The sequence below is a fragment of the Cyanobium sp. T1B-Tous genome (assembly GCF_024345475.1).
GTDB lineage: Bacteria > Cyanobacteriota > Cyanobacteriia > PCC-6307 > Cyanobiaceae > Cyanobium_A.
In genome coordinates this window covers 1-26489 of sequence record NZ_JAGQBE010000002.1, presented here as the reverse complement: position 1 = coordinate 26489, position 26489 = coordinate 1, and the positions used below count along the sequence as shown (strand labels likewise).

26 protein-coding genes and 2 pseudogenes are annotated in these 26489 nt (G+C 69.8%); 3 read left to right on the top strand and 25 right to left on the bottom strand.

From position 1 onward, the window contains the following. Positions 1-2: 2 nt before the first annotated feature. The 14 genes from KBY71_RS00720 to KBY71_RS00655 all read right to left on the bottom strand — a co-directional run bounded on the left by KBY71_RS00720 (position 3) and on the right by KBY71_RS00655 (position 11903). A complete protein-coding gene (locus KBY71_RS00720; RefSeq protein ID WP_254927084.1) occupies positions 3-1130 on the bottom strand; it encodes a Gfo/Idh/MocA family protein in 1128 nt (375 codons plus the stop codon). Beyond that, a complete protein-coding gene (locus KBY71_RS00715) occupies positions 1127-1534 on the bottom strand; it encodes a hypothetical protein (protein ID WP_315858476.1) in 408 nt (135 codons plus the stop codon). Before KBY71_RS00715 ends, KBY71_RS00720 begins: the two co-directional genes overlap by 4 nt. Before the next feature lie 10 nt (positions 1535-1544). Continuing rightward, a complete protein-coding gene (gene accD, locus KBY71_RS00710) occupies positions 1545-2420 on the bottom strand; it encodes an acetyl-CoA carboxylase, carboxyltransferase subunit beta (protein WP_254927083.1) in 876 nt (291 codons plus the stop codon). Positions 2421-2470: 50 nt separating this feature from the next. Then, positions 2471-3319, bottom strand: a complete 849-nt coding sequence (locus tag KBY71_RS00705; protein WP_254927082.1) for an A24 family peptidase — start codon at positions 3317-3319, stop codon at positions 2471-2473. 7 nt (positions 3320-3326) lie between these two features. Beyond that, on the bottom strand, positions 3327-3695 hold the full coding sequence (locus KBY71_RS00700; protein ID WP_254927081.1) for a hypothetical protein: 369 nt from the start codon (positions 3693-3695) through the stop codon (positions 3327-3329). Positions 3696-3736: 41 nt separating this feature from the next. Further along, the gene (locus KBY71_RS00695) at positions 3737-4639 is read right to left on the bottom strand and encodes a phosphoribulokinase (protein WP_254927080.1); all 903 of its coding nucleotides are present in this window, start codon (positions 4637-4639) and stop codon (positions 3737-3739) included. Positions 4640-4741: 102 nt separating this feature from the next. Continuing rightward, the gene (gene leuB / locus KBY71_RS00690; RefSeq protein WP_254927079.1) at positions 4742-5824 is read right to left on the bottom strand and encodes a 3-isopropylmalate dehydrogenase; all 1083 of its coding nucleotides are present in this window, start codon (positions 5822-5824) and stop codon (positions 4742-4744) included. Between the two features lie 25 nt (positions 5825-5849). Further along, complete coding sequence (lpxD, locus tag KBY71_RS00685) at positions 5850-6902, bottom strand: UDP-3-O-(3-hydroxymyristoyl)glucosamine N-acyltransferase (protein ID WP_254927078.1); 1053 nt, start codon at positions 6900-6902, stop codon at positions 5850-5852. A gap of 37 nt (positions 6903-6939) precedes the next feature. Next, positions 6940-8028 (bottom strand): glutamate 5-kinase, encoded by a 1089-nt coding sequence (gene proB, locus KBY71_RS00680; protein WP_254927077.1) that lies wholly within the window; start codon positions 8026-8028, stop codon positions 6940-6942. Further along, the gene (locus KBY71_RS00675; protein WP_254927076.1) at positions 8028-8537 is read right to left on the bottom strand and encodes a YqeG family HAD IIIA-type phosphatase; all 510 of its coding nucleotides are present in this window, start codon (positions 8535-8537) and stop codon (positions 8028-8030) included. Before KBY71_RS00675 ends, proB begins: the two co-directional genes overlap by 1 nt. Further along, complete coding sequence (locus KBY71_RS00670; protein ID WP_254927075.1) at positions 8537-9097, bottom strand: DUF3727 domain-containing protein; 561 nt, start codon at positions 9095-9097, stop codon at positions 8537-8539. The genes KBY71_RS00675 and KBY71_RS00670 overlap by 1 nt, the downstream gene beginning before the upstream one ends. Before the next feature lie 19 nt (positions 9098-9116). Next, positions 9117-9566 carry a Holliday junction resolvase RuvX gene (gene ruvX, locus KBY71_RS00665; protein ID WP_254927157.1) on the bottom strand — a complete coding sequence of 150 codons (450 nt, stop codon included), beginning with the start codon at positions 9564-9566 and terminating at the stop codon, positions 9117-9119. 20 nt (positions 9567-9586) lie between these two features. Continuing rightward, on the bottom strand, positions 9587-10678 hold the full coding sequence (locus KBY71_RS00660; RefSeq protein ID WP_254927074.1) for a GNAT family N-acetyltransferase: 1092 nt from the start codon (positions 10676-10678) through the stop codon (positions 9587-9589). 58 nt (positions 10679-10736) lie between these two features. Next, positions 10737-11903: a F420-0:Gamma-glutamyl ligase gene (locus KBY71_RS00655; protein ID WP_254927156.1), complete on the bottom strand. Its 1167-nt coding sequence runs from the start codon at positions 11901-11903 to the stop codon at positions 10737-10739. A 139-nt stretch (positions 11904-12042) separates the two neighbouring features. Between KBY71_RS00655 and KBY71_RS00650 the strand changes: the two genes are divergently transcribed. Further along, entirely contained in the window at positions 12043-13455 is a 1413-nt protein-coding gene (locus KBY71_RS00650; RefSeq protein WP_254927073.1) for a PhoH family protein, read from the top strand. A gap of 10 nt (positions 13456-13465) precedes the next feature. Here KBY71_RS00650 and glnT read toward each other — a convergent pair whose 3' ends face one another. From glnT to KBY71_RS00590, 11 genes and pseudogenes are all read right to left on the bottom strand, one after another. Beyond that, complete coding sequence (glnT, locus tag KBY71_RS00645) at positions 13466-14782, bottom strand: type III glutamate--ammonia ligase (RefSeq protein WP_254927072.1); 1317 nt, start codon at positions 14780-14782, stop codon at positions 13466-13468. Next, complete coding sequence (locus tag KBY71_RS00640; protein ID WP_254927071.1) at positions 14775-15776, bottom strand: alpha/beta fold hydrolase; 1002 nt, start codon at positions 15774-15776, stop codon at positions 14775-14777. The genes glnT and KBY71_RS00640 overlap by 8 nt, the downstream gene beginning before the upstream one ends. Beyond that, positions 15773-16690 carry a fatty acid desaturase gene (locus KBY71_RS00635; protein ID WP_254927070.1) on the bottom strand — a complete coding sequence of 306 codons (918 nt, stop codon included), beginning with the start codon at positions 16688-16690 and terminating at the stop codon, positions 15773-15775. Before KBY71_RS00635 ends, KBY71_RS00640 begins: the two co-directional genes overlap by 4 nt. Before the next feature lie 5 nt (positions 16691-16695). Beyond that, a pseudogene (locus KBY71_RS00625) lies at positions 16696-18407 on the bottom strand (putative bifunctional diguanylate cyclase/phosphodiesterase). A gap of 115 nt (positions 18408-18522) precedes the next feature. Then, positions 18523-19896 (bottom strand): class II fumarate hydratase, encoded by a 1374-nt coding sequence (fumC, locus tag KBY71_RS00620; protein WP_254927068.1) that lies wholly within the window; start codon positions 19894-19896, stop codon positions 18523-18525. Further along, positions 19896-20486 (bottom strand): thylakoid membrane photosystem I accumulation factor, encoded by a 591-nt coding sequence (locus KBY71_RS00615; protein WP_254927067.1) that lies wholly within the window; start codon positions 20484-20486, stop codon positions 19896-19898. The genes fumC and KBY71_RS00615 overlap by 1 nt, the downstream gene beginning before the upstream one ends. A gap of 78 nt (positions 20487-20564) precedes the next feature. Further along, the gene (locus tag KBY71_RS00610; RefSeq protein ID WP_254927066.1) at positions 20565-22175 is read right to left on the bottom strand and encodes a DUF3685 domain-containing protein; all 1611 of its coding nucleotides are present in this window, start codon (positions 22173-22175) and stop codon (positions 20565-20567) included. Between the two features lie 71 nt (positions 22176-22246). Continuing rightward, positions 22247-22612, bottom strand: coding sequence for a Fur family transcriptional regulator (locus KBY71_RS00605; RefSeq protein ID WP_254927154.1), 366 nt, complete (start codon positions 22610-22612; stop codon positions 22247-22249). 158 nt (positions 22613-22770) lie between these two features. Further along, the gene (locus KBY71_RS00600; RefSeq protein ID WP_254927065.1) at positions 22771-23520 is read right to left on the bottom strand and encodes a hypothetical protein; all 750 of its coding nucleotides are present in this window, start codon (positions 23518-23520) and stop codon (positions 22771-22773) included. Between the two features lie 19 nt (positions 23521-23539). Then, positions 23540-24304 carry a 1-(5-phosphoribosyl)-5-[(5-phosphoribosylamino)methylideneamino]imidazole-4-carboxamide isomerase gene (gene hisA, locus KBY71_RS00595; RefSeq protein WP_254927153.1) on the bottom strand — a complete coding sequence of 255 codons (765 nt, stop codon included), beginning with the start codon at positions 24302-24304 and terminating at the stop codon, positions 23540-23542. Between the two features lie 33 nt (positions 24305-24337). After that, positions 24338-24526 (bottom strand): annotated as a pseudogene (locus KBY71_RS00590) (TIGR02450 family Trp-rich protein); the annotation flags it as partial. 130 nt (positions 24527-24656) lie between these two features. Here KBY71_RS00590 and KBY71_RS00585 point away from each other — a divergent pair. Both KBY71_RS00585 and KBY71_RS00580 read left to right on the top strand, forming a co-directional pair. Further along, positions 24657-25598, top strand: coding sequence for a substrate-binding domain-containing protein (locus KBY71_RS00585; RefSeq protein WP_254927064.1), 942 nt, complete (start codon positions 24657-24659; stop codon positions 25596-25598). Positions 25599-25658: 60 nt separating this feature from the next. Next, a partial coding sequence (locus KBY71_RS00580) for an NAD-dependent epimerase/dehydratase family protein (protein ID WP_254927152.1) occupies positions 25659-26489 on the top strand: 831 nt, incomplete at its 3' end.

The following is a 26489-nucleotide window of genomic DNA, read 5'->3' as shown; positions in this document are numbered from 1 at the left end:
GGCTAAACGGTAGCGGTTGTTACCGAATCTTGGTGTGTGGCTGGAGGCGGAAATCCCGCCCCCCCCTGGCCCAGTCGGGCCCAGTCACAGCAGCGCTGGCTGAGCACCGCTTCGCCCAGGCCCGGCAGCATGGGTCGCCCCTCGCGCACCGCCGCGCTCCACCAGCCGTGGATTCGTTCCACCGGGGCGATCCTGCCGTCTTCCCAGGTGCGGGCGAAGCTCCAGCGGGGATCGCTGTCCACCGGTCGCAGCGGCTCGCCGCCCTGGGAGAGCCAGAGGCCGAAGCCGTGCACATAGTCGGCCTGGTTGTCCGAGCCCAACACGGCGGTGCCGTCACGGCCGTAGAGCTCGAGCCAGCAGCCCCGGCCACGCCGCGTCACGGAGGACAGATTGAGCTGGGCGGGCACGCTGCCCCCCTGGGGCGTTTCCAGCTTGAGTTGCACCAGGGCGATGTCCTCGGCGTCGACGCTGGCCAGGCGGCCACTGCCGTCGGCCAGGGGCCGGTGGTGGATGGCGGTGCTGAGCTGGGCCTGGAGGTGACGGCTGGGCCCCACCAACCAGTGGAGGGTGTCAAAGGCATGGGTGCCGAGGGCGCCCAGCACACCCCCGCCCTCGGCGGCCTGGGAATACCAGTTCCAGGGGCGACTGGCGTCGGCGCGGCTGCCCATCAGCCAGTCGAATTTCACCAGCACCAGCTCCCCGAGGGCGCCACTGGCCACCAGCGCCGCCAGCTGCTGGAACAGGGGGACGGCCCGGTATTCGAAATCCACCGCCACGGTGAGGCCCCGTTGCAGGGCAAGGCGCTGCAGGTCCTCCACCTGGTCGGCGCAGAGGGCCACGGGCTTTTCCAGCAGCAGGTGCTTGCCGGCCTCCAGGGCTTGGCGGGCCAGGGCATAGCGGGCGGCCGGGGGGGTGGCGATCACGATCGCTTCCACGCTGGGATCGTCCAGCAGGGCATGGAAATCGCAGTGGCCTGGGAGCTCGGCCTGGCGGCAGGCGGCCTCCAGCCGTTCGGCGCGGGGGTGCCAGAGCGCTACGGGCTCAGTGCCGGGGCAGCTGCGCAGGGCGGGCAGATGCACCGATTCGCCGAAACCCAAGCCGGCGATGGCGACCCGGAGAGGAGCGGTCATGGCAGTTGGGAGGCGGCGTCGTCGCACACCTCGGCGATCATGCTGCTGATCAGGCTGTCGCCGGCGGCTGGTTGCCACTCGGCGCCGAACTGGGGCAGGCCGTTGATCGAGGTGTCGCGGTACAGATCTTCGCCGCAGGCAATTTCCATCACGTAGAGGTCACTCACCGGGCGGGGCTTGTCCTCGCTGACGGCGGGTTGGAAGCGGCTCAACACCGAGACATTGCCGCCGCGGCTGCGCCTCAGGCTGCCCCCATCCCACCACTGACGGCCTTCGCTGGTGCTGGGCACTTCGTGCCAGTCCACCGGGCCGGCCAGGCTTGCCCCGGCTTGGGCGGTGAGCACAAGCACCAGCAGCAGCAGGGCTGCGAACCGGCGCACCATCGTGGAGAGGAGCTGTTTCACGCCAGGTTGCTCACGCGGACACCGTTTCGCGGCAGCCATGCATCTTGAGCAGGCTGGCCAGGGTGGCCTTGAGCGTGGTGCGATCGATGATCGCGTCCACGAAGCCGTGGTCGCGCAGATATTCGGCGGTCTGGAAGCCCTCGGGCAGTTTTTCCCTCAGGGTCTGTTCAATCACCCGCCGACCGGCGAAGCCGATCAGGGCCTTGGGCTCGGCCAGGATCAGATCCCCCAGCATGGCGAAGCTGGCCGTCACTCCCCCGGTGGTGGGGTAGGTGAGCAGGGGCATGTAGAGGAGTTCGGCCTGGCGATGGCGCTCGAGGGCGCCGGAGATCTTGGCCATCTGCATCAGGCTGAGCATGCCCTCCTGCATGCGGGCGCCGCCCGAGGCGCACACGATCAGCACCGGGTAGCGGTGGGCGGTGGCCGTTTCGATCAGGCGGGTGAGCTTCTCGCCCACCACCGAACCCATCGAGCCGCCCATGAAGCGGAAATCCATCACGCCCAGGGCCAGGGGGAGGCCGCTGGTGCGGCAGAGGCCCGTCACCACCGCATCCCGCAGCCCCGTGCTCTGTTGGCTGTCACGGATCCGATCGGCGTAGCTGCGCCGATCCTTGAAGGCCAGGGGGTCGGTGGGCGAGAGGGCCGTGTCCAGCGGTTCGAAGCTGCCGGCATCGGCGATCAGGGCGATGCGCTCCTCGCTGTCGATGCGGTTGTGGTGGCCGCATCCCTTGCAGACACTGGCGTTGGCCACCAGGTCTTTGCGGTACACCACCAGGCCGCAGTCGGGGCATTTGCTCCACAGCCCATCGCCTTCCTCCACGTCCTGGGTGACCCGCACGGTCGGGGCATTTTTCTGGCGATCCGCAAACCAGTCGAACAACGACATGCGATCTCAGGGGCGCGAGGGCCCGTCGGCTGATCCCCATTTAAGGCGTTTCACCACGCCAGCCCGAGCCACGGCAGCCAGACGTCGTTGCCCAGCAGCCACACCGCCGCTCCGCCGGCCGCCAGAAAGGGGCCGAAGGGGAAGGGCTGGTGCTTGCCCAGCAGTCCGGTGAGCCGGCCGATGCTGCCCACCACGGCACCACCAAACACGGCGAGATAGACGGTGATGCCCAGGCCAGTGAGGCCCAGCCACGCCCCGAGCAGGGCGGCGAGCTTGGCGTCCCCCAGCCCCAGGGCAGGCTTGCCAATCAGCTTCTGGGCCAGGGCGCTCACCGTTTCAAAGCCCACCAGGGCCACGCCCGCCGCCACCAGATGGTGGAACAGCAGTTCCCGGCCCACGGTGGCGTTTTGCTGGAAGCCGATCACTGCCGTCACCGCGAGCCCGAGCAGCAGGCCGATGCGGCAAAGGGGTTCGGGCAGCCAGAGGTGGTCGAGGTCGATCAGCACCAACGGAATCAGCCAGCTCAGCAGCAGCCATCCAGCAGCCACCAGAAGCCAGGATTGGGGTTGGGGGCCCATGGCACTGGGTTGGGCCAGCAGGGCTGCCACCCACAGGCCGGCGCAGAGCAGTTCCACGAGGGGGTAGCGGATGGCGATCGGCGCCCCGCAGTGGTTGCAGCGGGCCCGCAGCAGCAGCCAGCCCAGGAGGGGCACGTTTTCATGCCAGCGCAACCGGCTGCCGCACTTGGGGCAATGGCTGGGGGGCAGCACCACCGACTCCTCCCGCGGCAGCCGCCAGGCCACCACGTTCAGAAAACTGCCCACACAGGCGCCGATCAGGGCGACCACGATGGGCAGGCCGGGCGCGCTGGAGAGCAGGAACGGGCTGACGGCGCTCAAGCGGGCCTCAGGTGGACGAGGGTTTGCGGGGCAGGCGCAGACGCGCCGGACCTGAGCGGCTTTGGCGGCCGCGGATCAACTCGATCGGCACGAACTGTTCGTCGGGCAGCAGCACGGGCAGATCAAAGACAAGGCGACCGTGGAGACGGCTGAGCACCACCCCTGAAGGATCAACCGTGGCCGTTCCCTGCTCCAGCGACTGGGACAACACCCGTCGTGCGGCCTGAATGACTTGGCTGCTGTTGATCCGGTCCAGGCGGAGGGAGGGGGCGGCCTTGCTGGACGCCCCCGCAATCAAAAACGAGGGAGAGCCCTTGTCGGCACGAAGTGCCGCTTCCGATGTCGTTGTGGGTGTGGCGAAGGAGATCGGCCTCACCAGAACGCTGGGCAGCCCCAGACTAGGGGCTGCCGCTGCAATCAGGCCAGCTTCTTCTTCTCTTCGATCATGCGGTGAATGATCGGGGTGAGGATCAGCTCCATGGCGAAGCCCATCTTGCCGCCGTTCACCACGATCGAGGTGGGGCTGGACATGAAGGAGTCGTGGATCATGTCGAGCAGGTAGGCAAAGTCGATGCCCCACTTCTCCCGGGCTCCTTTGCGGAAGTGGATGATCACGAACGATTCATCCGGGGTGGGGATATCCCGGATCATGAACGGGTTGGAGGTATCCACCGTGGACACCCGTTGGAAGTTGATGTCGGTGCGGCTGAACTGCGGGCAGATGTGGTTGATGTAATCCGGCATGCGGCGCAGGATCGTGTCCACGGTGGCCTCGGCCGAGTAGCCACGCTCCTTGTTGTCCCGGGCGATTTTCTGGATCCACTCCAGGTTGACCACAGGCACCACGCCCACCAGCAGGTCGGCCAGGCCGGCTACGTCGTAACCGTCACCCTGGACGCCGCCATGCAGACCCTCGTAGAAGAGCAGGTCGGTGCCGCCGGGGATGGTCTCCCAGGGGGTGAACTGGCCGGGTTCGAGGTTGGTGCCAAGCCGGCCGTTGTGCTCGGCGGCCTCTTCGACAGAGTGCAGGTAGTAGCGCTTCTGGCCGCTGCCGGTTTCGCCGTAGGTCTGGAACAGTTCGGCCAGCTTGTCGAACAGGTTGGCCTCGGGGCCGAAGTGGGAGAAGTTCTCGCCTTTGGCCAGGGCGGCGTTCATGGCCTCCTTCATGGGGCCGCGCTCATAGCGGTGGTAGCTGTCGCCCTCCACCACGGCGGGCACGATGCCTTCGCGCTTGAAGATGTGCTCGAAGGCCCGCTTGACGGTGCTGGTCCCAGCGCCGGAGGAGCCGGTGACAGACACAACCGGGTGACGCTTCGACATGCGCAGGGATCCAGAAACCGACCGTGAGTTTGGCAGGTCGCCGGACCACCCTCTGCCTCAACGGGGCTTCTGAAGGAATTGGGCTCGCCTCGCGCCTGGCGCTCAGGCTTCGAGGGCTGCCAGCAGCTGGTCGCCCATGGCCTTGCAGCCGAGGGGGGTGCAGCCTTCCGCCATCAGATCGCCCGTGCGGTAGCCGGCGGCGAGTACCCGGTCGACGGCGGCCTCCAGCTCAGCGGCGGCGGCCTCCTGATGCAGGCCGATCCGCAGCATCATGGCGGCGCTGAGCACCATGGCCATGGGGTTGGCCTTGTCCTGCCCGGCGATGTCGGGGGCGGAGCCGTGGATCGGCTCGAACAGGCCCGGGCCGCTGGCGCCCAGGGAGGCGGAGGGCAGCATGCCGATCGAGCCACTGAGCATGGCGGCCTCGTCGCTGAGGATGTCGCCGAAGAGGTTGCTGGTCAGCAGCACGTCGAACTGGCGCGGGTTGCGCACCAGCTGCATGGCGGCGTTGTCGACGTACATGTGGCTGAGCTCCACCGTTGGGTAGTCGGCCGCCATGGCGGTGACGCGGTCGCGCCAGAGCTGGCTCACATCGAGCACGTTGGCCTTGTCCACGCTGCAGAGCCGCCCGCTCCGGGTTACGGCCACCTCGAACGCCACCTTGGCGATGCGGTCGATCTCGTCGTCGAAGTAGGCCATGGTGTTGAAGGCCCGCACCCGCCCCTCCGCCTCGACCCGTCCCTTGGGGGTGCCGAAATACACCCCGCCGGTGAGCTCGCGCACCACCAGGAGGTCGACGCCTTCGATCACCTCGCGCTTGAGGGTGGAGGCGTCGATCAGGGCGGGAATGATCTTGACGGGGCGCAGGTTGGCGAACAGCCCCAGCCCGGCCCGCAGGCCCAACAGGCCGGTTTCGGGCCGCTGTTCCCGCGGCAGGCTGTCGTATTGGGGTGAGCCGATGGCGGCCAGCAACACCGCATCGGCGGCTTTGCAGGCCTCCAGGGTGCTGTTGGGCAGGGGTTCCCCGGTGGCGTCGATGGCGGCGCCGCCCATGGGCTGCTCGTCGTAGACCAGGCCAAAGCCATGGCGGGCGCTGACCGCATCCAGCAGCTGGCGGGTCACCGCCGTGATCTCCGGGCCGATGCCGTCGCCGCTCAGCAGGGTGATCCGGTAGCTGGAGGTCATGGGGGCGCTGGTGCTGGGCGCGAGGCTAGGGCTTGGCCTGCTTCTCGAGCTGGCGCAGGGCCCGGGCCAGCTCCGGCAGTTTGTTGAAGGCGGCGGAGCAGCGCAGCCAGAGGCGGTTGGGGATGGCCGGGTAGCCGCTCACCACTTCGCCCGCGGCCACCTCGCCGTGGATGCCCGATTTGGAGCTGGCGATCGAGCGATCCCCCATCACGGCCTTGTTGGCCAGGCCCACCTGGCCAGCCAGGATCACGCCGTTGCCCAGGCGGGCGCCGCCGGCGATGCCCACCTGGGCCGCCAGGGCGCAGCCCTGGCCGGTGGTGACGCCGTGGCCGATGTGCACCAGGTTGTCGATTTTGGTGCCGGCGCCGATGCGGGTTTCACCCACCGAGGGCCGGTCGATGGTGCTGCTGCAGCCCACCTCAACCCCCGCCTCGAGGATCACCTGGCCCGTCTGGGGCATCTTGCGCCAGCCCTGGGCGGTGGGCACGAAGCCGAAGCCCTCGCTGCCGATCACGGCGTTGGAGTGCACCACGCAGCCGGGCCCCAGGCGTGATCCGGGATGGAGCACCGCCCCGGCGTGCAGTTCACAGCCCTCGCCGATCTGCACATCGTCGTAGAGCACCACCTGGGGATGGAGGGTGCAGCTGGCGCCGATCTGCGCGTTGGCACCGATCACCACGTGGGGCCCGATGTGGCTGCCCATCCCCACCACGGCGGTGGGATCGACCACGGCGCTGGGGTGGATGCCGGGCTCCGGCCGGCGCCGGGGATGGAGGGCGTCGAGGGCTTCGGCGAAGGCCAGGCGGGGATCGTTGACAGCGACCCAGGCCAGACCCCGCTCCCGGGCCTGCTGCTGCAGGGCCTCGGCCCCGTCGCCGCGGGCCGGGATCAGCACGGCGCTGGCGCCGCTCCCGGCCAGGGCTGCCGCCAGGGCGTTGCCGGGTTCGAGAAAACTCAGTTGGCCGTTGCCGGCCCGATCGAGCGCTTCAGCGCCGCTGATCTCTGGATCGTGGGCCAGGTCGCGGGCGTGGGCCTCAGTCACCTCGTTGAGATGGCTGAGCAGTTCGCTGAAGCGCATTCCAGGGGCACCGGCCTGGCGGGATCGTAGGCCGGGCCTAGGAGCCCGTGATCACCAGCTGGTCGCGGTGCACCACTTCGACGCCGGCCTGGCCCATCAACTCCCGCAGCTCCCGGCTGCTGAGGGTGGCGAGCCCCCGCCCCAGCTCCCGGCCGTCGCTGGCCAGCAACCGCACGGCCTCCCGGCGGCCGAAGTCGCCCTCCACCGCGCGCACCCCTACCGCCAGCAGGGAGGCCCCCTGACGCATCAGGGCCCGCTCGGCCCCCGCATCGAGATGGAGGCTGCCCTTGGGCAACAGGGCATGGGCCAGCCAGCCCTTGCGGTCGGGCAGGGGGGTGGGGCTGGGCTGGAACACGGTGCCCACCCGCTCACCGGCCAGCAGGGCCTCCAGCACCGCCGGGTCCCGGCCATCGGCCAGACGCACCCGGATGCCGCTGGAGGTGGCGATGCGGGCCGCGGTGAGTTTGGTGGTCATGCCGCCGGTGCCCCACTGGCCGCCGCCGGTGGCGACGCTCTGGAGGCTGTCGAGTTCGGCCAGGCTGCCCACCTCCTCGATCGGCCGGGCATCGGCATCGGTGCGGGGGTCACCCGAGTAGAGCCGATCCACATCGGTGAGCAGCACCAGCTCGTCGGCGCCGATCGCCACCGCCACCAGGGCGGAGAGGGTGTCGTTGTCGCCGAAGCGCAACTCGTCGGTGGCCAGGGTGTCGTTTTCGTTGACCACCGGCACCACTCCCCAGGCGAGCAACTGCTCCAGGGTGCGGCAGGCGTTTTGGTAGCGGCGGCGGGAGGCCAGATCGCCCCGGGTGAGCAGCACCTGGGCCACGGCCAGGCCCCGCACGGCAAAGGCGTCCTGGTACAGGGCCATCAGCCGGCCCTGGCCCACGGCGGCGGCGGCTTGGAGGGCCACCACCTCACTGGGGCGCTGGCCCATCTCCAGCGCGATGCAGCCCAGGCCCACGGCACCACTGGTGACCAGTGCAATCGCATCGCCCCGGCGCTGTTGACGGCTGAGGCTGGCCGCCAGGTCGGCGATCACCGCTGCCGTCGGCCGCTCGCTGCTGCCCCGCAGCAGGCTCGTGCCCACCTTGATCACCCGGCGCATGGAACCTTGCTCGCGTGCCATCAGCCCAGGGTCGTGCCGACCCAGCGGGCCAGGCGCAGCTCCAGTTTCTGCAGCCGATCCCGCTGGCAGGGCCGGCCCAGGGGATCGATCGGTTTCACCAGCACGGTGAACAGGCCGAGTCGGTTGCCCGCGATCACATCGGTGAACAGCCGGTCGCCGATCAGGGCCACCTGCTCGTGGGGCAGCTTGAGTTCGGCCAGCACCTTGCGCAGGGCGCTGCGGCGGGGTTTACCCGCCGAAATCGTGTAGGGCAGGTTCAGTTCGGCCGCAACCGCTCCGATCCGCTGGCGGGAGGGGTTGTTGCTGAACAGATGAATCGGCATGTGCTGCTGCGCCGTCTCCAGCCAGCGCCGGGCGCTGTCAGGCAGGGCCGCCTGGCGGCGGGGCAACAGGGTGCGGTCCACATCGAGCACCAGGGCCCGGATCGGCTGGTCGAGCAACTCCTGCAGGGGCAGCTCGGCCAGGGTGCAGTCCCGCAGCCAGTTGGGGCGCAGCAGCTGGCGCAGCATCAGTCGTCGCCCTCCCGCTCCTCCAGCTCGGCCTCGATCCGGGGTTGCACCCGTTCGAACTCCTCGCCTTCCACCAGCACCGCGCCGTCGCCGTTCATGCGGGCCACCACAAAGAAGGGATCGAGGGGGATGTAGAGCCCGTACTCCCGCTCGTCCACGAGGAAGCTCACCAGCAGCTCGTAGGTCTCGGAGTCGTCATCGTCGTCGTCATCGTCCTCGAGTTCATCGGGCTCCGGTTCGTCCAGTTCACCGCTGACGGTGAGGGTGACGGCCGAGCGCACCAGGGTGAGGTCGTGCTCCTGCAGCACCACATCAGCCACCGACAGGATCGGCTCGGTGGCATCGATGGTGTCGATCAGTTCCGGGTCTTCGTCGTCGTCGAGGCGGAACAGGCAGACCGGGGTATCCACCGGGGTCAGCAGCACGTAGTCGTGGCCATCCAGAGGGATCAGCTGCTCGAGGAAGCAGAGCAGCTGGCGGCCGCGGCTGTCGTGCACCAGCACGGTGGGCACGTCGGCGGGGATCTCCGAGGGAGTGGGGGACGGGGGTTCGGGGCTCATGCGCTGGGATTGGTTCTCCTCAGGATGGTGCAGCGTCGGCCGTCTGGCCGCCAGCCATGGTCGCTGGCGCCACCGGTTCCGGTCCTTCCTGCAGCCATTGCTCCAGCAGCAGGGCCGCCGCGGCGCTGTCGAGGGCGCCGCTGCGGTCGCCGTGGAGGCCGTGGCGTTCCGCGGCAGCCCAGCTGCTGGAGTGTTCATTCACCCAGGCCAGGGGCAGGGCCAGCTGCTGGGCCAGCCGTTCGCCATAGCGCCGGCAGTGCACGGCCTGGGCGGTGGGTGCTCCGGCCTGATCGAGGGGCAGGCCCACCACCAGGGCCTCGATCCGGCGCTGCTGCACCACGGTGCCCAGGTGCACCAGATCGGCTGCGAAGGCCCCCCGGGCCAGGGCCGGCAGGGGGGTGACCGTGAGGCCCAGGGGGTCACAGCCCGCCAGGCCGATGCGGCGGCGCCCCACGTCGAGGGCCAGCATCGAGCGGGGCCGGGGGGCCGTCACGGGGTGGGGGCCAGGGGTGTGGGCGTGGGCAAGGGGCGGCGACGGGGCTGCCATTGATCGAGCATGGCTTCGAGGCGCCGGGCGGCGCGCACCGGGGCCTGCAGCCCTTGGCGGCGCCAGACACTGCGGGCCATCAACACCCGTTCCCCCCGTTCCTCGGCTCCCAGGCTGGCCAGCCAGCGTTGCTGGGCCCCATCGCGCAGGTCACAGCGCAGCCAGAGGGGTTCCTTCGATCCGAGGGCGGCGTAGGCCTGGCGCAGCAGCAGCTCGCTGGCCGCTCCCACCAGGTGCTCCCAACCGGGGTGGATGCTCAGTTCCACGTCATGGCCCCCGCCGGCGTGCTCGCCGATCCAGCGCACGGCTGCCACGGCCTGCTCCCGGCTGGAATCCACCAGCATCCAGCCGCGGCCATGGCTTTGGTCCAGCAGGTCTTCGACGCGCCGATCGAGCAGTTGCCGCAACTGGGCTGGACAGGCCGCCTGTTCGAGATGCCAGAGCAGGGGCGCGCTGCGCCGGTTGAGGGGGGTGAGCTGCAGGTCGGGGGGCAGGGCCGGGGCAACGGCGCCGCTGGCGGCCGGCTCGGGGCACCAGCACCAGAGCCGGTCGGTGCGCAGGGGTTGGAAACCCTGCTCGCGCAGCATGGCCAGGCGGGTGTCGTCGAGGGTGGAGGCGGCAGCAATCCAGCTGGCAGCGCCCCGGGCTCGCTGGATCGCGGCCCGCAACAGGGTGGCGGCCAGTTCCTGGCGGGCGGCGCCGGGGGCCAGGCGCAGATGCTGCATCTGCCAGCAGGTGCCGCTGCGGTTCAACCGGCGGCACACGATCAGGCCCAGCGGGGTCTGGCCGCTCAGGGCCACCAGCACCTGGGGGGCCAGGGAGGGCCGTGCCAGCAGGGCCTGCATCAGCCGCTCCGGCAGCCCAAGCAACACGGCCCGTTGCATCACCGCCTGCAGGGGCAGGAAGGCGGGGTCGCTCAGCAGGGGCAGGTGCCAACCGGCCAGGGGTTGGAGCCGCCAGCTCTCAGGATCGGGCCGGGCCGTCCCCGACGGGGGGCTGGGACTGGAGCTGGGCGGCGGCGGGATCCCGGGCATGGGGCGTGGCGAGGGCTGCCGGGGTCAACCAACTCTATCGGCGCCGCCGGGGCCGGGCTCAGGCTGGCCGCACCAACACCAGGGGGGTGCGCTCGTTGGCGTTGCCGGCGGGGTTGGGGCGCAGGGCCCGCTCCAGGAGCGCCTCATCACAGCCGGGGCTGGAGGCCAGCACCTTGACCCGGCCCAGGTCGTTGACATCGACGACGGCGACGGCCACCCCGAGGGAGCGGGCCATGGCGGCACAGAAGGCGGCGGGCTGGTCCGGGCCCAACACAATCGTCTGGTCGTAGGGCGGGGTGGTGCCGGTGATGTCGTCGATCAGGCGGGCCTGATCCCCAGCCAGCCGGTAGAACCAGCCCTTGCTGCCCACCAGCTTGAGCGCCAGGCCCACCAGCCAGGCCCCCAGCACCCGCGCCGGTCCCACAACGTCGATCAGGCTCTGCAGGCCGCAGGCGGTGGCCAGGGAGCTGGTGGGGTGGAACACCCGGCAGAGCAGCCGGGCCAGACCACTGGGCTGCACGGTGGCGGGATGGTGGTAACGGCCCTGCATCACCGCCAGGGGGGTCTCGCCGATGGTGAGCACATCACCGGGTTGGACCAGCTCGCCGGCGTAACGGCGCAGCACGGCTTCGGGCTCGTCCAGCACCCCCAGCAGGTGGGTGCCCACCGGCAGCACCCGGCAGCGGTCGCCCTCACGCCAGTTGGCGCTGGCGGCGCTCTGGGGGCTGGGCTTCTGCAGGGGAATCAGCACGCCATCGCGGCGCTCCAACCGGCCGAAGGGGCCGTAGTTGATCCAGAGGATCTCCAGCCACAAGGTGTCGAGCAGCTGGTTGAGGGGTTGGCCCGGGGCGCCGGCCAGGCTGATGTGGACGCGGGCACGGGTGCTCTTGCGGCCTTTGACGATGTAGGCGGCCCAGTAGCCATCGGGGCGGGACTCCTCATCGGGGTGCAGGGCCTCGATCCGAGCGCTCACCGTGACGCCGGCCAGGTCGCCCCGGCCCAGCAGGGTGGGCTTGAGCTGGATCTCCGGCACCATCACCTCCATGCGGCGATGGGGATTGCTGATCGTGACCGTGCCGGTCACCTCCAGACCCGCGGGGGTTGGCTCCACCTGGAAGCCATCGGCCCGCAGCTGCAGCGGTGACGCGGGCCGCAGCCGGTGGCGCAGTTCCAGCCACAGCAGGGTGAGGCCCAGCAGCAGCGCCAGCACCAGCACCACCTTCAGCAGGAGCAGGGCGACCAGGGAGGAGGCCAGCTGCGTCGGAGCCAGTTGCGTCGAAGCCAATTGCGACCGGGCAAGAATCGCCGGAGCGTAATGGGGCCTGCGGCCTTAGCTTCAAACGGTCGCGATTTCGGTGCCGAGCATGCGCAAGACCTTCGTGCTCGACACGAACGTGCTGCTGCACGATCCGGCGGCCCTGACCCGGTTTGAAGACAACAACATCCTGATTCCGATTGAGGTGGTCGAGGAGATCGACCGCTTCAAGCGCGACCCCGCCGAGAAGGGCCGCAATGCCCGCCAGGTGTCGCGGCTGTTGGATGCGCTGCGGGCCCAGGGCAACTTGGCCGATGGGGTGCCCAACGGGGAGCAGGGGGGCACCCTCAAGGTGGTGTTCTGCCGGGCGGAGACCCTCAGCCAGCTGCCGCCCGAGCTCAAGGCCGGCAACGGCGACAACAACATCCTGGCGGTGGCCCTGGAGGAGCAGCGCCTGCAGGCGGTGATGGGCAGCCAGCCGCCGGTGATCCTGGTCACCAAGGACACCAACCTGCGCATCAAGGCCGATGCCGTCGGCCTGAACGCCCAGGACTACACCAGCGATCGGGTCGACATCGGCGACCTCTATCCCGGCCTGTGTGAGCTCTGGGTGAGTGCCGAGCAGATGGACCGGGTGAAGCTGCCTCCGGGCCTCGCCGTGGAGGGCTTGGCGGTGGAGAGTCCCCTTCAGGCCAATGAAGGGGTCACCCTGATCGATCTGGCCCAGCCAGCCCACACCCTGCTGGCCCGCTTCAACGCGGCCACCGCCACCCTGCAGCCCCTGCAGCGGGCCCCCAAGGCCAAGCTCGGTCGGATCCAGCCCCGCAACCGGGAGCAGACCTTTGCCCTGGATCTGCTGCTGGATCCGGAGGTCCAGCTGATCACCCTGGTGGGCAAGGCCGGCACTGGCAAAACCCTCCTGGCCCTGGCGGCGGGCCTGCACCAGGTGGCCGACGAACGCCTCTATGAGCGCCTGCTGGTGACCCGGCCGGTGATCTCCCTGGGCAAGGAGATCGGCTTTTTGCCCGGGGATCTCGAGGAGAAGATGGGCCCCTGGATGCAGCCGATCATCGACAACCTCGACTTCCTGCTGGGCGGCAGCGGCGAGGACGAGGGGCGCGGTGCCCCCCGGGGTGGCGGCGGGGCTGGAGCAGGTGGCCGGGGTGGCAGCCACCGGGGTCCGCGCAGCAACTGGACCGACCTCAAGGGCATGGGCCTGCTGGAGGTGGAGGCGATCAGCTACATCCGCGGCCGTTCGATTCCCCGCCAGTTCATGGTGGTGGATGAGGCCCAGAACCTCACCCCCCATGAGGTGAAAACGATCGTGACCCGGGTGGGTGAAGGCACCAAGATCGTGCTCACCGGCGACCCGTACCAGATCGACAACCCCTACGTGGACGCCGAGAGCAATGGCCTCACCTGGTTGGTGGAGCGGTTCAAGGGCCAGCCCCTCGCCGGGCACGTGACCCTGCTGCGGGGTGAGCGGAGTGAACTGGCCGAGTTGGCGGCCAATCTGCTCTGAGCCCGCGTCCCTAGCCGTCCAGCCCGGTGCGCCGTTCCCAGGGGGTCACCTCGGAGCGGTGCTCGCTCCATTGGCGCCTCCGCAGCCGCTCGTAGGCGCCGCAGAAGTCTTCCCCCAGCGCCCGGCGCAGGGCCGTGTCTGCAGCAAAGGCATCCAGGGCGTCGCCGAGGCTGTTGGGCAGTCGGCCACAGGCGTCGGCCGCCAGGGGAGTGGCGTAGTTGTCGTTGTCGTGGCGGGAGCCGGGGTGGAGCTGCCGCTCGATGCCGTCGAGCCCCGCCGCCAGGATCGCCGCCTGGAGCAGGTAGGGGTGGGCGGCGCCATCGGGCAACCGCAGCTCCAGGCGTTGGCTGTCGGGGATGCGCACCATGTGGGTGCGGTTGTTGCCGCTGTAGCTGATGCCGCCCGGGCTCCAGGTGGCGCCGGAGCTGGTGGGGGGAGCGGCCAGCCGGCGGTAGCTGTTCACCGTGGGGTTGGTGAGGCAGCTGAGCGCAGGGGCGTGGGCCAGCAGGCCGGCCAGGAACTGGTAGGCCAGCGCTGAGAGGCCCAACTCTCCGGCCGGGTCGTGGAAGAGGTTTTGGCCGGCGTTGGCACTGCCGGCAGCACCCCACAGTGAGAGGTGGGTGTGACAGCCGTTGCCGGTGAGGGCGGCGAAGGGTTTGGGCATGAAGCTGGCCCGCAGCCCCTGCTGCTCCGCCAGGGATTTCACCATCACCTTGAAAAAGGCATGGCGATCGGCGGTGGTGAGCGCCTCGGCGTAGGTCCAGTTGACCTCGAACTGACCGTTGGCGTCTTCGTGGTCGGCCTGGTAAGGGCCCCAGCCCAGCTGTTCCATCGCGTCGAGCAGCGGCGCGATCAGGGGGTAGCGACGCATCAGCGCCAGCTGGTCGTAGCAGGGTTTGTCCTGGGTGTCGGCCCCGTCGGCGATCTGCTCACCCGTGGGATCGAGCAGAAAAAACTCGGCCTCCACGCCGCTGCGCAGCTCCAGCCCCCGCTCAGCGGCCCGCTCGAGCTGGCGGCGCAGCAGGCGGCGGGGACATTGCGCCATCGGCTGGCCGTTGAGCTGGAGCTCGGCCGCCACCCAGCCCACCTCCGGCTGCCAGGGCAGGGGGGTGAGGCTGGCCGCCGCCGGGATCGCCATCACGTCGCCATCGGCGGGGGAGAGATCCAGCCAGGCCGCAAAGCCGGCGAAGCCAGCCCCGTCCCGGGCCATCCCCGCCACGGCCGAAGCCGGCACGAGTTTGGCCCGCTGGATGCCGAACAGGTCGGTGAAGGAGATCAGCAAGAACCGGAGGTTCAGTTCCTGCACCCGCTGGGCGAGATCAGACATGGGAGGGCTGCTGGAGGAGGGTGTCGACGATGCGGCTCAGCTGCCGCTGCTCGGCAGGGCTGCTGTGGGGGTTGCCGGCCCGGTGGCCGAGCTCCGAGCGGATCACGTGCAACGCCGCGCCGGGGATGGCGTCGGCGTCGGCGGCCAGGTCGTCGGGCGGGAAGTAGAGGTCGTGGCTGCCGGCCACCACGGCGGTGCGGGCGGTGATGCGGCCCAGGCTTGCGGCCAGGTCGCCACCGGCGGCCACATCGTGGGCCAGCCAGGTGTCGAGCATGGCGATCAGGTCACGGGGGTCGTGGCGCTGGTAGTGGGGCAGCCACTGGCGCTCCACGTGCTCTTCGACCGGTTCGGCGACGGTGCGGAAAAAGGGCTGGCTGGCGGCCCAGCTGGCGTAGATCAGGGCGTAGGTGCGTAGCCCCTGCTCCGGCGGCGCGTTGAAGCCGCTGCCGTTCCAGTGGCGATCGGCGGTGAGGGCCTGGCGCAGGCTGAGCAGGAATAGGCGGTTGTGGGGGGAGGTGCGGGCGGTGCCGCAGACGCAGCAGATCCGCTCCACGGCCTCCGGGTGATCGACGGCCCACTGGTAGGCCTGCTGGGCCCCCATCGACCAGCCGTAAATCAGGGGGAGCCGTTCGACGCCGAACACCTCCGCCAGCAGTTGCCGTTGGGCGGCCACGTTGTCGCGGTGGCTCACCACCCAGCCCTGCTCCGCCAGCCCCATGGCCCCGTGGCTGGGGCTGCTGGAGGCGCCGTTGCCGAACATGCCGGCGATGACGATGCACCAGCGCTCCGGATCCAGCACCGGGCCGGCCAGCCAGGCCAGATCCTCGGGCCGGGCGCCATAGGAGGTGGGCACCAGGATCAGGTTGGAGCGCTGGGCGTTGAGCTCACCGATCTGGAGATAGGTGAGTTGGGCCTCCGGCAGGGTGTGGCCGCAGGCCAGGGGAAGGTGGCCCAGGGGGTGCTGGGCCCGGTGGGCGACGGCGGTGGCGCTCATGCCGGCAGGGCGAGGGCGGGCAGGTTGCGCAGCAGCCGCAGGTGCACCGCCAGGTAGCCCCGATCGCAGTGGCGCAGGTGCGGGGCGATGGGGCCGTGGGCGGCGGGCAGGGCGTGGAAGGGGAGGGAGGGGTAGAGGTGGTGTTCGGCGTGGAACGGCATGTTCCACATCAGCCAGCGCACGGCCGGGTTGGTGAGGGTGGTGCGGGTGTTCTCGGTGCCGTCGCTGCTGAAGCTGCAGCCGCTGTGTTCGGCCAGCAGCAGAACCCGCAGGACGGGCTGCCCCACGGCCAGGGGCAACAGCCAGAACCAGAACAGAAAGCCCGTGCCGCTCACCAGGGAGGCCAGGGCCAGGGCGGCGTACACGGCGAACTGCAGCCGCACGGAGCGGCGCACCTGGGGAATGGCCTCAGGGCTCAGGTAGCTCAGAGCGCTGAGATCTCCCCAGAGCAACCTGGCGTAGCCGCCCCACTTGCCGGTCCACCAGTTCCAGCCGCTCACCTCGCGCAGGTAGGCCCAGGCGTTGGTGGGCACGGGATCCTCGAGTTCGGGATCGAGCCCGGGTTGGTGGGTGTAGCGGTGGTGCCACTGGTGATACCGCCGGTAGTAGGTGGCGTTGTAAAAGCTCAGCAGCCCGGCGATCCAGGCCACGGTGTCGTTGCTGCGGCGGCTGCGGAACGCCGTGCGATGGCAGCACTCATGCAGCGGGGCAAAGGAGGTGGCCAGGCCGATGCCGCACACCAGCAGCCCCACAAGCCTCAGGGCCAGGGGCCAGGGCTGCTGGGCCCACACCAGTCCGCCCGCCACGGTGAACAGCAGGTGGCTGGCCAGGCGCACGGCTCCGGGGCCATTGCGTAGCTGGTTGAGGCTGGCCAGCGCATCGCGCTCCAGCAGGGGTGGGGTGAGTTGGGCCATGGGTCCTATCCCACCAGCCCGGCGCCCCCGGTTTCGGTAGGGGATGTGACCGTCTGCGGGGCCCGCTGGCCGCCAAGGGGCTGGAGGCCTTCGATCTGCCGCACGTCACGGGAGGGGCCGAGGAAGGCCCCCTGGCCCAGGCGCACCCCCATGGCGAGCAGTTCCTGACGGGTTTCGCGGTCGCCCACGAACTCCGCCACCACCAGGGTGCCGAGGCCCTTGGCCAGCTTCACCACCGCCTCGATGATCAGCCGGTCGGCGGGATCGTTTTCCGTGCCCAGGCCGCGCACATATTCCCCGGCAATCTTGAGCAGATCGACGGGCAGATGTTTGAGGTAGTAGAAGCTGCCAAAGGCCGCCCCGAAGTCGTCGAGGGCCAGCCGGCAGCCGAGTTTGCCCAGCACCCGGCCCAACTGGCGGGCCCGTTCCAGGTTGGCCATCGCCACCGACTCCGTGAGTTCAAAGATCAGGAGCTCGCGGGGGAAGCTAGCCGCGGCCAGGTGGGTCTCGAGAAACTGGGCGAACCGTCCCCCCGCAGGGACGCGCCGCTGATGTTCACCCCCAGGGCAATGGGTTGGGCGGGGTCCATCTCCTCCAGCAGCGTGATGGCCCGGCCGGTGACCCACTCATCGATGTCGATGGCCATGCCGAAGCGTTCGGCCGTGTACAGGAACACCGTCGGGGGAATGAGGATGCCGCCGGGGGCCCTAAGCCGAATCACCAGCTCGTAGAAGGCCACCGCATCGGTCTGCAGGTCGATCACCGGCTTGGCATGCAGCACGAAGCCGTCGTGGTCGAGGGCGTCGCGGATCCGCTCGGGCCACAGCAACCGGGCCGTCACCTTCTCGTGCAGACCGCTGTCAGTGGCAAACACCTTCACGCAGCCCCGGCCGGATTCCTTGGCCTGATACAGCGCCAGGTCGGCGTTGATCAGCACGTCGTCAGCGCACTGGCCGTCGTCGCTCTGGAAGCCCGCCACCCCGCAGCTGGCGGCCACGGTGATGCCCTGACCCGCCCCCTCCACCACCACCGCACCGATCGCCTGGAGCAATTTGTTGGCGTGGGCCTGGGCTTCGCTCAGGCTGGATTCCGGCAGCAACACGGCGAATTCATCGCCCCCCAGCCGGGCCACCAGATCGGTTTCGCGCGAGTGGCCGGTGAGGGCGGCGGCGACCGCGATGATCAGGGCATCGCCGGCGGCGTGTCCGTACTGGTCGTTGACGCCCTTGAAGTTGTCGAGGTCGAGCATCAGCACGGCACCACCGCCACCATGGCGCCGGGCGTAGGCGAGCTGGCGGTCGACGTCGATCCGGAAGCGCCGCTGGTTGTAGAGCGAGGTGAGCGGGTCGTGGTCGGCGAAGTATTCGAGCTGGCCGACGAAATGCTTGCGTTCGGAGATGTCATGCACCTGCACGACCAGGGCCCCTTGGCGGTTGCCTGTGAGCTCATGGCCCTGGGCCACCGTGACCAGACCCCAGGTGCGATGGCCATCGGCGTGCTCGAAGCGCTTCTCGAAGCTGCAGGTTTCCATTTCGCCGCGGCAGAGGCGGGCGATCAGGTCTTCGAACAGGGCGACATCGTCGCGGTGCACCAGGTCCGCGAAGGAGAGGCCGCTCAAGTCGGCCTTGGTGCGGCCGGTGAAGAAGGCCATGGCCCCGTTCGCCGCCAAGATCGTGCCCAGGCCGCCCCGTTCCTGGCTGGGCGCCACGAAGGCCATCGGGATTCCCGCATCGGCAAAGGCGCTATCGCCCAGTTGCTGGGGCATGGTGAAATCCGCGGCGGGTCCCCGATGGGAGGGGCCCTTCCCTTCATCGTGACAGCAATTCAGCGGCTCAGACCATGTCGCCGGGCTGCACCCACTGGTCGAATTCCTCAGCGCTGATTTCCCCCAGCACCAGGGCGGCCTCCTTGAGGCTGAGCTGGTGGTTGTGGGCGTGCTTGGCGATGGCGCAGGCCCGGTCGTAGCCGATGGCGGGGGTGAGGGCCGTCACCAGCATCAGGCTCTGATCCAGCAGGGTTTCGATGCGGCTCTCGTTGGCCTGCAGCCCCTCGATGCAGTGCGCGCGGAAGCTGGTGCAGGCCCCGGCCAGCAGGTCGATGCTCTCGAGCACGTTGTGGGCGATCACGGGCTTGAACACGTTCAGCTCGAAGTTGCCCTGGCTGGAGGCCAGCTGCACCGCCGTGTTGTTGCCCATCACCTGCACGGCCACCATCGTGAGGCTCTCGGCCTGGGTGGGGTTCACCTTGCCCGGCATGATCGAGCTGCCCGGTTCGTTTTCCGGGATCACCAGTTCGCCGAGGCCGCAGCGGGGGCCGCTGGCCAGCCAGCGGATGTCGTTGGCGATCTTCATCAGCGAGCCCGCCAGCACGGTGAGGGCCCCGTGGGCCGCGGCCAGGGGCTCGTGGCCGGCCAGGGCCTGGAACTTGTTGGGGGCGCTGGTGAAGGGCAGGCCCACGCGTTCGGCCAGCCGGGCCGCCACCGCCTCGCCGAAGCCGGGGGGCGCATTCAGCCCCGTGCCCACGGCCGTGCCGCCGATGGCCAACTGGCGCACCTGGGGCAGGCTGGCCCGGATGGTCTCGAGGGCCAGGTCGAGCTGGGCCCCATAGCCGCCGAATTCCTGGCCCAGGCTCAGGGGCACCGCATCCTGCAGGTGGGTGCGGCCGATCTTGATGATCGCGGCGAAGGCCTCGGCCTTGGCCACCAGGGCGGCGCGCAGGGCTTCCACCGCTGGGATCAGGCTGCGTTCCAGCTCGATCGCCACGGCCACGTGCAGGGCGGCGGGGAAGGTGTCGTTGCTCGACTGGCTGAGGTTCACATGGTCGTTGGGGTGCACCGGGCTCTTGCTGCCCAGCACCCCGCCAGCGGCTTCGATCGCCCGGTTGGCGATCACCTCGTTGACGTTCATGTTGGTCTGGGTGCCGGAGCCCGTCTGCCACACCTTGAGCGGGAACTCGCCATCGAGCGTGCCGGCGGCCACCTCTTCTGAAGCCGCCACGATCAGGGCGGTGAGCTCTGGGCTGAGCTTGCCCTTGGCCTGGTTGACTTCGGCGCAGGCGGCTTTCAGCTGGCCGAAGGCGTGCACCACCGCCAGCGGCATGGCCTGGCCGAAGGGGAAGTAGTGGATCGAGCGCTGGGTCTGGGCCCCCCAGTAGTGCTGGTCGGGCACCGCAATGGCGCCCATGCTGTCGGTTTCGAGGCGGCCCATCAGCGGCTGATCCCCTGCGAACTCACGACCTCCGAATTGAGCTCGTTGAAGCTCTCGGTGCTGCTGCGGGTGCCGCCCTCCGGCAGGGGAATGCCGGTGGCCTGGCTCACGGCGGCGTTGATGGCATCCACATCCACCAGTCCCTGTTCATCGAAGACCACCCGCCCCTCGGTGTTGAACACCACCACCTGGGGCACCTGGCCCCGCCAGTAGTGGGCCGGATCGGAGGGTCCGGCATCGCCCCGGTTCTGCAGGGGGTCGGTCACCAGGGGAATCAGCTCGATGTTGTTGAGCCACACCCGCTGCAGTTCCGACACCACCGCCGAGAACTGTTTGCTGGCGGCATCGTCGTCGAGGTAATAGATCACCACGGTGGTGCGGTGGTCGGAGAGGGCCTGGGCCAGGCTGCTGCGCGGCGGCACCAGGGAGCCGTTGCCGGCGTAGAGGGCGTAGATGTTGCCGTCGTAGCTGTTGCTGGTGAGCGAGGCCTGGGCCGGTTGGCTGGCCAGGCCCCAGAGACCCGCCGCCAGCAGCACCCCCAGGGCGGAGGTGAGCAGACCCTGGAGGAGGCTTCTGAGGCTGGTGGGCATTGACCCGATCCCGTTCCGACCTCGCCCGTTCCGTGCCATCCCGAACTGCCCGCCAAGTGGAGCCATTGTGACGGGGCGTCAGCTGCGACCCAGGCTGCGGCCCATGCCCTGGGCGATGCCCCGGCCCACCAGGCCAATGGCCCGGCCCAGCACCCGGGTGAGCAGCACCACCACCAGATCGCCAAGGCCGCGCACCAGGGCCTGCACCTGGGGGGCCAGGGCATCGCGGGTTTCCAGGCTGAGGGTCACCAGTTGCTGCAGCCAGCCCAGCTGGCGCAATTCCTGATCCCGGGGCTCGGTGAGGTCGTGGCAGCGGATGGCGCCATCGCGCAGGCAGTAGAGCCGGCGGCGGCTTTCGTAGAGGCTGATTGGCCGCTCCACCCAGCTGGTCCAGCGCTGCTGGGCGTTGAGTTGGTTGCGCAGCCGTTCGAGGTTGCGGGTGGCCAGCAGCTCGGGTTGGAGCAGGTAACGGCGCAGTTCCGGCCAGCTGCCGCAGCTGGCGAGCACTTCGGCGCTCACGAGTTCGGCGCTGCGCACCAGCCAGTTGCTGAGCAGCAGCTCCAGATGCAGCACGGCCCGAGGCTCGTCGGCGGCCACCAACTGGCCCTCCACCAGCAGGGGCTGGGCCCGCACCAGGGCGGCGAGCATCGGCTGGGGATCGGGCAGTTCCGGGTCGCCTCCCTCCAGCTCGCTGCTGCGGATCAGGGTTTCGGCCACGGGCTGGAGCTGGCCCTCCCGGGGCAGTTGCACATAGGGGTTCACCAAGCTGCGCAGGGCCTGTTGGCGGAGTTCCGGTTGCCAGGTGAGCCAGCGCTCCTGCAAGGGCTGGGTGGGGCACTCCTCCGCCAGCAGCCTTTGGCGCAGGCTGTCCACCTGACTCAGCAGGGCCCGCAGCAGGTCGCGGCGGCGCTCCGGGCTGAGGCCCTCCAGGGCCAGCAGCTGGCCGCTGTGGTTGGTGAGCCCGGCCTCGGCGCCGGCTTCCAACCGCTGGCGAAGGGCACTCCAGATGCCATCGGCGCTGCGCTGCTGCAGGGTGATCGCCAGCACCGACTCCGCCTCCGCCGCCGCCTGCGGGCCGGGGCCCCAGGCCAGGCTCATGGGCCCCCAGAGCAGCAGCAGCAGCTGCCGGGCCGCCGAGAGCTCCCGCAGCCGCCCCTGCAGCACGAGCAGGTGCACCAGGTTGGTGGGTGGCGGGGTGAGCAGGCGTTGAATCGCCTGGCTGTCGGCGTCGATCTGCTGCAGTCCACTGATCAGCAGCCACTGGCCCAGCCCGAGGGTGGGGCTGGGATCGGGGCTGGCCAACGCCGCGGCCGAGCCGGAGGACACCGCCAGCACCCGGCCACCGGCGAGCAGGGTGGCCATGGCCTCGAGCAGCTCCTGGGGCGTTGGGGCCTCCAGCACCCCCGCGGCGGGCAGCTGCAGCAGGGCCCCATGGGCCAGCCCATGGCCGGCGGGCAGGAGCAGCAGCAGCGGCGCGGGCTGCCAGCGCTCCTGGAGCAGCTGGAGCTCCTGGGTCAAGCTTTCCAGCGAGGCCGCCCTGCTGCCCATCTGCCAGAGCACCAACTGCGGCAGGCCGTTCAGTTCCTCGGGTGACTGGGCCACCGTGTAGCGATCAGCCTGGGCGGTGAGCAGGCGGCTGAGTCCATCACGCAGCAGTGGTTCAGCAAACAGCAGCAGCTGCGAACTCACGGGCCTGGCTGAGGAATGGGATCACGTTAACGAGCCCAAACCGGTTTCTCCAGTGCAGGGCTGACGGCAGGTCAGCCCGGGCGGCGCCGACCGGTGAGGTGCAGGGTGTAGCTCTCGATGGCGAAGCCGGTGTGGCGCTCGATTTGGTCGAGCAGGTCGCGGGGCAGCTCCACATCCAGATCCTGGATGGCACCTGAATCGGCGCAGGTGAGGTGGCTGTGCGGATCGCTGCGATAGCCGTAGAGGCGGCCGCTGGCCCGATCCAGGCACTCGATCACCCCAGCTGATTGGAGGGCCTCGAGGTTCTGATACACCGAGGTGTGGCCGATGTTGCGGCCCAGGTTGTTCAGCTTTTCAAAGATGTCGCGGGCGCTCAGGTGGCTTTTCTCCGCCCAGAGCAGATCCAGCACCATGCGGCGCTGGCGGCTGAGCCGCATGCCCAGCTCCCGGCAGCGCTGGTACACGTCGTCCACGTTGCTCGACTGCTCGTGGGCGGGCTGCGTGTTGTTGGCTGGGGTGGAAAGGGCGTCGGTGAGCACGCGACACACCTCAAGTGGTGATGAATCTGTTATAGGCCAACCCGCAACCGATCCGCTTACGGTGTGGGCATGGCCGGATGGGCCTTCAGCGCCATCAGGCGTCCGCAGTCCGCCACCGGTGTGTGGAGGCCCAGGTGATGGAGGGCGTGCCAATAGGTGGCTGTGTTGACCGCGATCACGGGTTTGCCCAGTTCCTGCTCCAGCTCCTCCACCAGGGAGGTGGCCACCAGGTTGGTGCCCACCTGCAGCAGCCCATCCACGCCGCTGTGGTTCACGGCCCGGAAGGCCTCCCGGATCCGTTCGGCGCTGACTCGCGCTGAAAACACCTTGCCCTTTTGGGCACTGGCCAGGCATTCCATGGCCCCTACCTCAAAGCCTTCGGCTTGGAAGTGGCTGAGCACGGCGGCATTCGCCTGCTCGGGAAAGGGGTTGACGATGCCCAGCCGCCGGCAGTTCAGGGCCCGCAGCGCCGCACTGACGGCGGCGGTGGCGGTGGTCACGCCCAGGCCACTCGCCGCTTCCAGGGTGGCCCTGAGCTGCTGGGCCACGCCGGCCGCCTCCGGCATGTATTCGGGGGAGTAGCCGAGCACCAGGTGGTCCGGCTCGCAGGCCAGCACCATGGCGACGGCCGGTTCCATCAGCTCCAGCAACCGCTCCGGGGTGGCCGGCAGTTCCGGGAACGGAAAGCGGAAGGTGTGGTTGGTCACCCCCGGGGGCTGGAGGGAGGCCAGGTCGGGTTCCACCATCGTGTTGGTGGCGGGCACCAGCACCGCCAGCACGGCCCGCGTGCCCAGGGCATCGGTCATGGCGGGGCGGGGCGGTGGATCAGGCCATCATCGACGCCGCGTCCGGATCCTGGAGCCGTCCCTCATCGATGGCCTGCAGGGCTTCGGCCAGATCCACCCGGCCGTCGTAGAGGGCGCGGCCCACGATCACCCCCTCCACCCCCAGGGGGGCCAGGGCCAGCAGGGAGAGCAGGTGCTCCAGGGTGCCGATGCCACCGGAGGCGATCACCGGCACGGCGCTGGCCTCGGCCATGGCCCGCAGGGCCTCCAGGTTGGGCCCCGCCAGGGTTCCGTCGGTGGCGATGTCGGTGCTGATGATCGCGGCGATGCCGCTGGCGGAGAACCGCCGGGCCAGTTCGGTGGCTTCGGTGCTGCTCTCCTCGATCCAGCCGCGGGTGGCCACCTTGCCGTTCTTGGCGTCGATGCCCACCACGATCCGGCCGGGATGGCGGGCGGCCAGCGTGTCCACCAGCTCGGGCTGCTCCAGGGCCACGGTGCCGAGGATCACCCGATCCAGCCCGCAGGCCAGCAGCTCTTCGGCCCGCTCGGTGCTACGCACCCCCCCGCCCAGCTGCACGGGGATGGTGAGGGCGGCGGTGATCGCCTTGATGGCGGCGTCGTTGGCCGGCTCGCCGCTGCGGGCGCCGTCGAGATCCACCAGGTGCAGCCGCCGGGCACCCTGCTGCTGCCAGCTGAGGGCCTGGGCCACGGGGTCGTCGCTGAAGCGGGTCACCTGGTCGTAGTCGCCCTGGTGCAGCCGCACGCACTGACCGTCGAGCAGATCGATGGCGGGGATCACCTGCATGGAGGGGGCCGGGGGCAATGACTGCCAGCCAGGCTGCCAGAGCTGGCGGTTGCGCAGCTCCCGCAGGGGCACCACCAGGCGCCAGCCGGGCTCGAGCACGGCCTGGAGTTCCGCCGCCCGCTCGGCGCCCCGTCCCCGCTCCCCCAACAGGGCGAAGTGGCGGTAGCCCTGGGTTTGGCCCAGCAGCGCGGGCTGGGCGGTCCAGGCGGTAGCCAGGCGCATCGCGGCAGAGGCAAGAACAGCCGGATTGTGGGCCCTGTGGGACTCCGAGGATTCGGTGTGACTCATCGTTTCGGCCTGGGTTGGGGCCTTGGAGCGTCGCCAGATTGCTGGTCAGGTTGCGCTGCCTGTGATGACGACGAATCCGATCCGCTTGCTCGGCCGAGGTGCAGGGGCAGCGCTGGTGAGCTGCTTGCTCGGCGCCCAGGCGCTGCCGGCAGGGGCGGCACCGTCTAAACCCGCACTCCACCTGGTGATGGTGCCCAAGGTGAGCCACCCGTGGTTTGAGGAGGTGCGCCAGGGGGCCCTGGAGGCCGGGCGGATGATCACCGCCGAGACGGGCCGGCCGGTGCGCGTCGACTACCAGCCTCCGGCCGAGGCCACCATCGAACAGCAGGAGCGGATTCTTCGCCGGGCCATCGCCTCCAAACCGGATGGGATCTTCATCGATCTGCTCGACACCACCCGGCTGAGGCCCCTGCTGAACCAGGCCCGGGCAGCGGGGATCCGGTTGGCGGTGTTTGATTCCGAGGCGCCAGTGGATCTGGCCATCACCAGCGTGGGCAACGACTACTGCAGGCAGGCCACGCTGGCCTCGGAGCGGCTGGCGACCCTGCTGGGGGGACGCGGCGAGGTGGCGATCATGCAGGGGGTGCCCACGGCGCCGAACCATGCCATCCGGTTCCGCTGTCACCAGGAGGTGTTTCGCCGCTACCCGGGCATCCAGGTGGTGGCCACCCCCAGCGATCAGGACGCCATCGCCACCGCCGAACGGCAGGCCCTCGCCACGATGAAGGCCCACCCCGCGCTGCGGGGCTGGGTGGCCAGCGACGCCAGCGGGCCGATCGGGATTGGGCGTGCCATCCGCAGCTTGGGTGCCCAGGGGCGGGTGCAGGCCGTTGGCCTCGACGACCTGCCCGAACTGGTGGCCCTGATCCGCGACGGGGTGGTGCAATCCAGCGTGGCCACCAAGCCGAAGGCCCAGGGCTATTGGGCCGTGCTGGCCCTGTGGCAACAGCAGCTTGGAGCCCCGGTGATTGAGCGGATCGACACGGGGATCACGGTGGTGGAGTGATCGACGCTGCTGGCCGGGGGCTTGAATGGCGCCCAGTTTCGTGGCCCGGTGGGCAGCAGCATGGACATCCTGGTGATGGGCGGCACCCGCTTCGTGGGCAAGCCGCTGGTGGAGCGGCTCCAGGCTGCCGGCCATGCCCTCACCCTGTTCACCCGGGGCAACAAGCCGGCGCCGGCCGGCGTGGAGCACCTGGTGGGCGATCGCAGCAGTGCTGAAGGGCTGGCACCGCTCCTGGGCCGCTCGTTTGATGTGATCGTCGACAGCTCGGGCCGCACCCTGGAGGATTCCCGCGCCGTGGTGGAGCGCACCGGTGCCCCCAGGCATCGCTTTGTGTATGTGAGCTCGGCTGGGGTGTACGCCGACAGCGAGCTGTGGCCCCTCGATGAAGACAGCCCCACCGATCCCGCCAGCCGCCACGCCGGCAAGGCGGAAACCGAGGCCTGGCTGCGTCAGCAGGGCATTCCCTTCACCAGCTTCCGGCCCACCTACATCGTGGGCCCGGGCAATTACAACCCGGTGGAGAGCTGGTTCTTCGACCGGATCGTGCACGGCCGGCCGGTGCCCTTGCCGGGCGATGGCAGCACGATCACCCAACTGGGCCATGTGAGCGACCTGGCCGCCGCCATGGCCCGCTGCATCGAGGTGGAGGCCGCGGCCAACCGCATCTACAACTGCACCGGCCGCCAGGGCATCACTTTCCGGGGCCTGGTGCACGCCGCGGCCCGGGCCGCTGGCCAGGACCCGGCCGCCGTGGAGATCCGCAGCTTCGATCCCGCCGGGCTCGACAAAAAGGCCCGCAAGGCCTTTCCCCTGCGCCTGGCCCACTTCCTCACCGACCTCACCCGGGTGCGGCGAGAGCTGGCCTGGGAGCCGGCGTTCGATCTCGAGGCC